The 9000-nt window shown below is 68.7% G+C and carries 8 protein-coding genes; all 8 read right to left on the reverse strand.

What is annotated here, in order from left to right; genetic code table 11:
* Positions 1-50: 50 nt before the first annotated feature.
* Positions 51-1310 carry a multidrug effflux MFS transporter gene (locus H4F99_RS13970; RefSeq protein WP_182670523.1) on the reverse strand — a complete coding sequence of 420 codons (1260 nt, stop codon included), beginning with the start codon at positions 1308-1310 and terminating at the stop codon, positions 51-53.
* Positions 1311-1388: 78 nt separating this feature from the next.
* Complete coding sequence (locus H4F99_RS13975; protein ID WP_182670525.1) at positions 1389-3722, reverse strand: Tex family protein; 2334 nt, start codon at positions 3720-3722, stop codon at positions 1389-1391.
* A gap of 509 nt (positions 3723-4231) precedes the next feature.
* The gene (locus H4F99_RS13980) at positions 4232-6190 is read right to left on the reverse strand and encodes a M2 family metallopeptidase (protein ID WP_182670559.1); all 1959 of its coding nucleotides are present in this window, start codon (positions 6188-6190) and stop codon (positions 4232-4234) included.
* Positions 6191-6300: 110 nt separating this feature from the next.
* Positions 6301-7044 (reverse strand): YrbL family protein, encoded by a 744-nt coding sequence (locus H4F99_RS13985; RefSeq protein WP_246372230.1) that lies wholly within the window; start codon positions 7042-7044, stop codon positions 6301-6303.
* Positions 7020-7496, reverse strand: coding sequence for a hypothetical protein (locus H4F99_RS13990; RefSeq protein WP_182670529.1), 477 nt, complete (start codon positions 7494-7496; stop codon positions 7020-7022). Before H4F99_RS13990 ends, H4F99_RS13985 begins: the two co-directional genes overlap by 25 nt.
* Positions 7497-7514: 18 nt before the next feature.
* Positions 7515-7775: a cell division topological specificity factor MinE gene (gene minE / locus H4F99_RS13995; protein ID WP_182670561.1), complete on the reverse strand. Its 261-nt coding sequence runs from the start codon at positions 7773-7775 to the stop codon at positions 7515-7517.
* Positions 7776-7777: 2 nt separating this feature from the next.
* A complete protein-coding gene (gene minD / locus H4F99_RS14000; protein WP_182670531.1) occupies positions 7778-8587 on the reverse strand; it encodes a septum site-determining protein MinD in 810 nt (269 codons plus the stop codon).
* Between the two features lie 25 nt (positions 8588-8612).
* On the reverse strand, positions 8613-9000 hold a 388-nt coding region (gene minC, locus H4F99_RS14005; protein ID WP_182670533.1), incomplete at its 5' end, for a septum site-determining protein MinC.

The raw sequence follows: 9000 nt of genomic DNA on the forward strand, positions 1-9000 counted from the left end.
CGGCCCCGGTGGACGTGCCGGGCCGTGTCGCGTTCAGGCGCCGGGCAGGCTCACAGGCGGTCGGTGGGCTCCAGCGCGGCGGGGTCGCGCGGCGCTTCCGGCGGGCGGCTGCCGAAGCTGACCTCCCAGCGCCAGAAGACCCAGGCGAGCAGCGCGAACAGTGCCGATCCCATCGCCAGCCAGAGCGCATCCCGGCTGAGGAAGGGCGATACCACGCCGGCCACCAGCGAGTGCAGCACCAGGCCGGTGAACGCCTGCAGCGAGGATGCCGAGCCGCGCTGCCGCGGGTACATGTCGAGGATGGCCAGGGTCAGGATCGGGAACACCAGGGCAATGCCGAAGGCATTCAGCACCATCGGCAGCACGGCCCAGGGGACGGTCGGGACGTCCACCCACAGGTTATAGGCGATGTTGAGCGTCACCGCGACGCCGCAGCAGGCGAAGCCGATTCGCGACAGCTGGAGGCCACTGATGCGCCCGGCCGCCCGACCGGACAGAAAGGCGCCGACGACCATGCCGCCGATCATCGGGATGAAGAACCACCCGAACTGCGATTCGCGCAGGTGCAGGATCTCCATGACGAAGACCGGCGCGGAGGCGATGTACAGGAACAGTGCCGCGAAGTTGAAGGCGCCCGCGGCGGCCAGCCGCTGGAAGCGCGGGTTGGCGAAGATCGCCACGTAGTCGCGCAGCAGGCGCCGTGGCGGCACGCGCAGGCGTGCCGAGGGCGGCAGGGTCTCCGGCAGCCCCCACCACGTGCCCAGCAACAGGATCAGCGAGAAGACGACGAGGAACCAGAAGATCGCCGGCCAGTGGCTCCAGCCGAGGATCCAGCCGCCGATCACCGGCGCCACCGCGGGCGCGATGCCGAAGATCATCGACACCTGGCTCATGAGTCGCTGCGCGTCGTCGCCATGCAGCACGTCGCGGATCACCGCGCGGCCGACGATCATGCCGACGCCGGCGGACAGGCCCTGCAGCACGCGGAAGGCCAGCAGGGTCCGCAGGTCCGGTGCCAGCGCGCAGCCGACCGAGGCCAGGGTGAACACCACCAGTCCACCGAGGATCACACGACGTCGGCCAAACGCATCGGAGAGCGGGCCGTGCACCACGCTCATGAGCGCATAGGCGACCAGGTAGGCGCTCAGCGTTTGCTGGATCGCCACCCGGTCGACACCGAACTGCGTGCGCATCTCGGTGAAGGCCGGGAAGATCGTGTCGATCGCGAACGGCCCGAACATCGCCAGCCCACCCAGCAGCACGGCCAGGCGGCGCAGGGGGATGCGGGGCGTCGTTCCAGGGTCGGGCATCACGGTGGGGGCAGGGGTGGGGGAGCGGCCATCTTAACGGCCGGGCGCTGCATCCCCGTGCAGGCCCGGCGCCGGGGTTCAGCGCCCCTTGGCCTTGGCGAAGGCCGCCGCAAGTGCATTGTTGGGCGGCGGCGCGCTGCGGCCTGCGCTGGCCTGCGCGCGCGACATCGGCTTCGCATCGCGTGCGGGACGCGGCTCGCGGGGTGTCGCGGCCGCCGGATCGAGCTTGCGCGACAGGGCGATGCGCTTGCGTGGCACGTCGACCTCGAGCACGCGCACCTTGACCACGTCGCCGGCCTTCACCACCTCGCGCGGGTCCTTGACGTAACGGTCGGCCAGCTCGGAGATGTGGACCAGACCGTCCTGGTGCACGCCGATGTCGACGAACGCACCGAACGCGGCGACGTTGCTCACCACGCCTTCGAGGATCATGCCTTCGCGCAGGTCCTTGATGTCCTCGACGCCGTCGGCGAAGGCGGCGGCCTTGAACTCGGGTCGCGGGTCGCGTCCCGGCTTCTCGAGTTCCTTCAGGATGTCGCGCACCGTCGGCACGCCGAAGGTGTCGTCGGTGAACTGCTCCGGCCTGAGGCCGCGCAGCCGCGCGCTGTCGCCCAGCAGGGCCTTCACCCCGCCGCCGCAGGCCGCGAGGATGCGCTCGACCACGGGGTAGGCCTCCGGGTGGACTGCCGAAGCGTCGAGCGGTTCGTCGCCGCCATTGATGCGCAGGAACCCGGCACACTGCACGAAGGTCTTCTCGCCCAGGCGCGGCACCTTCAGCAGGGCCTTGCGGCTGGCGAAGGGCCCGTTCTGGTCGCGGTGGACGACGATGTTCTCGGCGACCGTCGCGGACAGGCCGGACACCCGCGCGAGCAGGGCGGCGGAGGCGGTGTTGAGGTCGACGCCGACCGCGTTCACGCAGTCCTCGACGCGTGCGTCGAGCGCACGCGCCAGGCGGAACTGGTCGACGTCGTGCTGGTACTGGCCGACGCCGATCGCCTTGGGCTCGATCTTGACCAGTTCGGCCAGCGGGTCCTGCAGGCGCCGCGCAATCGACACCGCGCCGCGCAGCGAGACGTCGAGCCCCGGGAACTCTTTCGCCGCGAATTCGGATGCCGAGTACACCGAGGCGCCAGCCTCGCTCACCACGATCTTCTGCATCGCCTGCCCGCTGCAGAGCTTGAGCAGGTCGCCGACGAGCTTGTCGGTCTCGCGCGAGGCGGTGCCGTTGCCGATCGCGACCAGTTCGACCGCGTGCTTCTCGCACAGGGCACGCAGCACGTGCAGCGATGCGTCCCACTGGCGCTTGGGCTCGTGCGGGTAGATCGTCGCGGTATCGACCAGCTTGCCGGTGCGGTCGACCACGGCGACCTTGACGCCGGTACGCAGGCCCGGGTCCAGCCCGAGCACCGCCTTGGGGCCCGCAGGTGCCGCGAGCAGCAGGTCCTTGAGGTTGTCGCCGAATACGTCGATCGCCTCGGCCTCGGCCTTCTCGCGTGCCTGCCCGAACAGGTCGAGCATGAGGTGCAGGTGCAGCTTGGCCTTCCAGGTCAGGCGGCAGGTATCGAGCAGCCACTTGTCGGCGGCGCGTCCCTGGGCGCGCACGCCAACGCGGGCGGCGACGCGGCCCTCGGCCTGCAGGTGACCGGCTTCGGCATCGCTGCCGGGGTCGAGGTCGAGGAACAGGAACTCCTCGCGACGGCCGCGGAACAATGCCAGCAGGCGGTGCGAGGGGATCCGGGACAGCGGTTCGGCATGCTCGAAATAGTCGCGGTACTTGGCGCCTTCGTTCTCCTTGCCCTCGGCAACGCGCGAGCGGATCGTGCCGACGTCCTGCAGCCACTGGCGCAGCTCGCCCACGAGGGTGGCATCCTCGGCCCAGCGTTCCATCAGGATCGCGCGCGCACCGTCGAGGGCGGCCTTGGCGTCGGCGACGCCCTTGTCGGCATCGACATAGGCGGTCGCGGTCGCCTCGGGCTCCAGCGTGGGGTCGGCGAGCAGGCCGTCGGCCAGCGGCTCGAGGCCGGCTTCGCGCGCGATCTGCGCCTTGGTGCGGCGCTTGGGCTTGTAGGGCAGGTAGAGGTCTTCCAGCCGGGCCTTGCTGTCCGCGCCTTCGATATCGGCACGCAGGTCGTCGGTCAGCTTGCCCTGTTCCTCGATGCTGGCGAGGACCGCGGCGCGGCGGTCTTCAAGCTCACGCAGGTAGGCGAGGCGCGTCTCGAGGTTGCGCAGCTGGGTGTCGTCCAGGCCGCCGGTGACTTCCTTGCGGTAGCGGGCGATGAAGGGCACGGTGGCGCCCTCATCAAGCAAGCCGATGGCCGCGATGGCCTGGGCGGGCTGGGCGCCGATCTCGTCGGCGATGCGGGCGGCGATCAGGCGGGCGACGGCGGGCGAGGCGGAGCGGCTTTCAGGCATCGGGTCGTGCAGCTGCGTGGGACAGGGCGCCGATTGTGGCAACCCCGGGCGGCGCTGGGTACCCGTTGACAAGCCTGTTTCGTGCGATTTCTAGGGCCTGATAGTGAAACAGTGAAACATTGCGCGGCTCGTGTGGGAGTCGCCGCCCGCCGGGCCAGGGGTTGCTCCGCACTCCTGAAGACGTCCTGTCTTGAAGTCGGGCCGCAGACCCTCCATGGTCTGCTCTCCGCAACCCCTGGCCCGGCGGTCAGCGCCTTTCGCGACCGTGCAGGTCCGGGCGTCGGACGCTTTTCAATGCGCCAGCACACTTTCCAGAAGACGGTGCCCCTTGGGTTTGCGTGACCGTGCGCGGCATGGATGCCGCGCCCGAGCCCCCATGGATGGGTTTACGGCGTGTCACGCGGACCCAAGGGGTGCCGGCTTCCTCCGGGTGCTTCTTCGCGATAGGAAGGAGCAAGAAAAAGGCCGGCTTGCGCCGGCCCTTTCCTGCGTCGTGTACCGCTGCGTACTCAGCCCTGCGCGGGCGTCTCCGCCGGAGCGGGCGTCGCGGCCGGTGCCGGCGCGGCCGCGGTGGTCGCCTGCCAGCCGCAGGTCTGGCCTTCGTTCTGCTCCTGCAGCCAGGCCTGCAGCGGAGCGAAGTACTCCAGCACCGCGGAGGCGTCCATCTGCTCGCCGCCGGTCAGCTCCTTGAGCGTTTGCTGCCACGGCTGGCTCGCGCCCTTGCCCAGCATCGCCTGGAACTTCGCGCCCGCTTCCTTGTTGCCGTAGAAGCTGCATTCGTATAGCGGACCCTGGTGGCCCGACGCATCGCAGAGCGCCTTGTAGAACTGGAACTGCAGCACGTGCGACAGGAAGTAGCGCGTGTACGGTGTGTTGCCCGGCACGTGGTATTTCGCGCCCGGATCGAAGAACTCCTCGCCGCGCGGGGTGACCGGCGCCACGCCCTGGTAACGGGCCTTCAGGTCCCACCAGGCCTGGTTGTAGTTCTCGGGCGTGATCGTCCCGTCGAACACGCCCCAGCGCCAGCGGTCGATCATCAGGCCGAACGGCAGGAACGACACTTTCGCCAGCGCCATGCGCATCTGCGCGTTGATGAGCGCCTCGTTGCTCTGCGCCTGCTGGCCGACCAGCCCGATCGAGTTCAGGTATTCCGGCGTCATCGCCAGCACGATCGTGTCGCCGATGGCCTCGTGGAAACCGTCATGCGCGCCGGCCTGGAACATCGGCGGCTGCACGTTGTAGGCCAGGTCGTAATAGATGTGGCCCAGTTCGTGGTAGATCGTGGTGAAGTTCTCTTCGTTCGGCTCGATGCACATCTTGGTGCGCACGTCGCCTTCCATGTTCATGTCCCACGCGCTGGCATGGCAGACCACGTCGCGGTCGCGCGGCTTGATGAACTGCGTCTTCTCCCAGTAGCTGTCCGGCAGCTCGGGCATGCCCAGCGAGACATAGAAGTCCTCGGCACGCTCGGTCATCCTGCGCGCGGTGACAAGGTCGGCCTGGTGCTCGATCTCGGCCAGGTCGGAAGCATTGCGCTCACCCTTGTGCTTGGCCATCTCGGCGGCGAAGTTCTGCTGCCACTGGGTCTCCAGCGCACTGGTGATGTCAAGCGCGCCCGCCCCCTTGTAGGGCTGCAGGATGCCCCACAGGTTGCTCCAGTCCTGCTGCCACATGTTGCCCATCAAGTGTGCGGGCAGCATGCCGCCGGCGACCTCGCCCTTGTCGGGGCCGTACTGGGCGTCGAGGCGGGTGCGGGTGTAGCAGTGCAGCTGCTCGTACAGCGGCTTGACCTGGCCCCACAAGCGGTCGGTTTCGGCGGCGATCTCGGCCGGGCTCATGTCATAACCCGAGCGCCACATCTCGCCGGCGTCGGCGTAGCCGAGCTCCTGAGCACCTTCGTTGACCAGCTGCACGAAGCGGCTGTAGTCCTGGCGCATCGGCATGGCGATCGAGTGCCAGCCCTGCCAGGCATCCAACTGGGCGTCGTAGTCGCGGTTGGACCGCAGCACGTCCTCGAGCGCGCCGAGCTGGCGGCAGTTCTTGTCGTCGCCTTCGCCCGTGCAGTAGGTACCGGCGCCGTACATGCCTTCCATCTTGGTGGCGAGTCCGGCCAATTCGGCCACCTTCGCCGGATCCTGCGGCGCCGGCATCGCGGTGCCCAGCTTCAGCAGCTGGATGGCGCGTGCGGTGTCGGGCGACATTTCCTGGCCTTCGAAGCGCTTGGCCTGCGCGATCCAGTCGTTGAGCTGGTTCAGCATGCGCTCGTTCGCCTTGGAGGCGATGCGCTGGCTGTCGTCATTGATGTAGGTCGAGGCCAGCCATTGCGCGGAGGTGATCTCCGGGAACATCGCCCGGTATTCCTCGTTCACGCGTGCGATGAACTGGTCGGCGGTCTCGCCTTCGGGCGTCGCGGCGGTATCGCCGGCGGCGGGGGCGTCGTCGCGACCGCAGGCGGTGAGGCCCAGCATGGCGGCGACGGTGAGCGCGAGCAGGGTATGGCGTGGTTTCACGGAGAATCCTCGGGCAGGCGCCGCAGGGCGCGATGGGTCTGTGCGGGCAGGCTAGACGGCCGCCGGGTTCACCGCAAGTTCACGGGAGTGCCGAGTTCCGCACGGATGCGTTGCCGAAGCCGTTCGGCCCGACGGGCGATCTTGCGCCGGCGCAGGGCGGGAATCCATCGGGATACGGGGAGGAGTTCCTTGCCCGCCAGCAGGGACTTGGCATCGACGCATACCAGTCGCGGCTCGTGTGTCCCGGCCACCACGAAGTTGCCGGCATTCAGGTCCAGCAGGGGAATGGCGTGGCGATGCAGCCACCGTTCGAAGTCGTCGACGGCCGCGCACAGCGCGTCGGCGGTGAACAGGCCGGGAGCGCCCATCAGCGCATGGAGGCTTTGGGCGGGACGGCCGTCGTCGTCGATCACCATTGCACAGCGGAGCGCGGACCCGGCCGGGCCGTGGACGATCTCGAGGCTTTCGGCGATCCTTCCGGCAAGCATTTCCGGTCCGAGCGACGCACTCAGGCGACACCAGGCGCGAAGTTCGGTGGCGTTCTCCCCAAGACGGGGGAACACGCGGCCCAGCCGGCGCCGAAGGCGCGCACGCATCCCTACAGCGGTGCGCAAGCTGACCGGCAGTTCCATTTTCAGGCAGCAGGCCGGGTCGCTGGGATCCGCGACGACGACCCGGTTCGCACCGCGTCCCAGGACGGCCCCGGCGCACGGTCCCACGCCCCCTCGTTCACTGAGGGCGTGCGCCAATCCGGTATCGGTCCACCGGGTCTCCGCCGGATGGAGCGTCAGGTCGTGTGCTGCAGTCGACATTCTGCATCCACGAGTCCGCGAGCTCGCAGCCACGACCAGGCGGCCTCGGCGTCCTGCTCGAAATACGCCCGGGCCGAGCCCAGCCGGAATGTGTAGCCCCACGCATCCATGTCGTCGAGGATGCGCTCGCGTCCGACGCCCGGCAGCGCGTCGCCCAGTACGGCCTGGAGCAGGCATACCGCGTCTTCCTCCTCGACCGAGTCGGTGGCGTCGGTGTGAACCGCGGCGCGGCGCTCGGGGGGCAGGACGATCAGGTGGCCGGCCTCGTGCAGCAGCGAATGCACGGGCGTGTCGGCGCGGGCGTACACCGTGCTGCCGATCAGCCCGGCCTCGCACTCACCCCAGTAGCTGCCCGGGATCATTTCGCCGTCCGCCACGCGCTCCAGTACCAGGCCGTAACGACCCAGCAACGTCGCGACGGCACCGGCGTCGATGTCGCCCAGCGTCAACATGGCTCCGGCAAGCGCCGATCAGGCCTGTGCCGGGTTCTCGGGCAGCGCCACGGCGATGTCGAGCACCTTGTTGTCGCCCTGGTCGATCAGGTCGACCTTGACGGCTTCGGCGTCGACATTGACGTACTTGCGGATCACCTCCAGCAATTCGCGCTGGAGGGTCGGCAGGTAGTCGGGGCCGCCACGCGTGGCGCGTTCGTGGGCGACGATGATCCGCAGGCGATCCTTGGCGACGGAGGCGGTCTGCTTCTTGGTCAGCAGGAAATCGAACAAACCCATCATCAGCCTCCGAACATCTTGCTGAAGAAGCCCTTCTTCTCGACGGTGGTGAAACGCATCGGGCGGGTGTCGCCGAGCAGGCGGGCCACGGCATCGTCATAGGCCTGCGAGGCCGGGGACTCGGTGTCGAGGATCACGGGCTCGCCCTTGTTCGACGCATTCAGCACGTCCGGCGACTCGGGGATCACGCCGATGGTCTTCAGGCCGAGGATTTCCTCGACGTCGCCGACGCTCAGCATCTCGCCGGTCTCGACGCGCTTCGGGCTGTAGCGGGTCAGCAGCAGGTGTTCCTTGACCCGCTCGCCGGCCTCGGCCTTCTTCGTCTTGGAGGACAGCAGGCCGAGGATGCGGTCGGAGTCGCGGACCGAAGAGACTTCCGGGTTGACCACCACCACCGCCTGGTCGGAGAAGTACATCGCCAGGTAGGCGCCCTTCTCGATGCCGGCGGGCGAGTCGCACACGATGTAGTCGAAACCGTCGTCGGACAGTTCCTTCAGGACCTTCTCGACGCCTTCCATCGTCAGCGCGTCCTTGTCGCGCGTCTGCGAGGCGGCTAGCACGAAGAGGTTGTCGAAGCGCTTGTCCTTGATCAGCGCCTGCTTCAGCGAGGCTTCGCCGGAGACGACGTTGACGAAGTCGTAGACCACCCGGCGTTCGCAGCCCATGATCAGGTCGAGGTTGCGCAGGCCGACGTCGAAGTCGATGACGGCGACCTTGTGGCCGCGGCGCGCGAGGCCGCAGGCGAGGCTGGCGCTGGTGGTCGTCTTGCCGACACCGCCCTTGCCTGACGTGACTACGATGATTTCGGCCAAGTTCTATTCCTCCGGTGGTGCGGCATCAATCCAGTGCCGCGATTCTCAGTTGTTGGTCTTCCAGCCAGACCTGCACGGCCTTGCCGCGCAGCTCGGCGGGGATGTCTTCAAGCACCCGGTAGTGGCCGGCGATGGCCACCAGCTCCGCGTGGAACTCCCGGCAGAAGATACGCGCTTGTTCGTTGCCCTGCGCGCCGGCAAGGGCGCGGCCGCGCAGCGGGCCGTAGATGTGCACCGAACCGTCGGCGATCACCTCGGCACCGGCGCCGACCGAGGTCAGCACGGTGAGGTCGCGGTTGTCGGCATAGACCTGCTGGCCCGAGCGCACCGGCGCCGCCTGGATGCGGCCGGGTTGGCCGCCCGTGCCGCCGCTCGCGGCCGGGGGGGGCGCGACCGCCGGCGCCGGCGCGGCG

It is taken from the genome of Marilutibacter penaei, from assembly GCF_014145395.1.
Taxonomy (GTDB): domain Bacteria; phylum Pseudomonadota; class Gammaproteobacteria; order Xanthomonadales; family Xanthomonadaceae; genus Marilutibacter; species Marilutibacter penaei.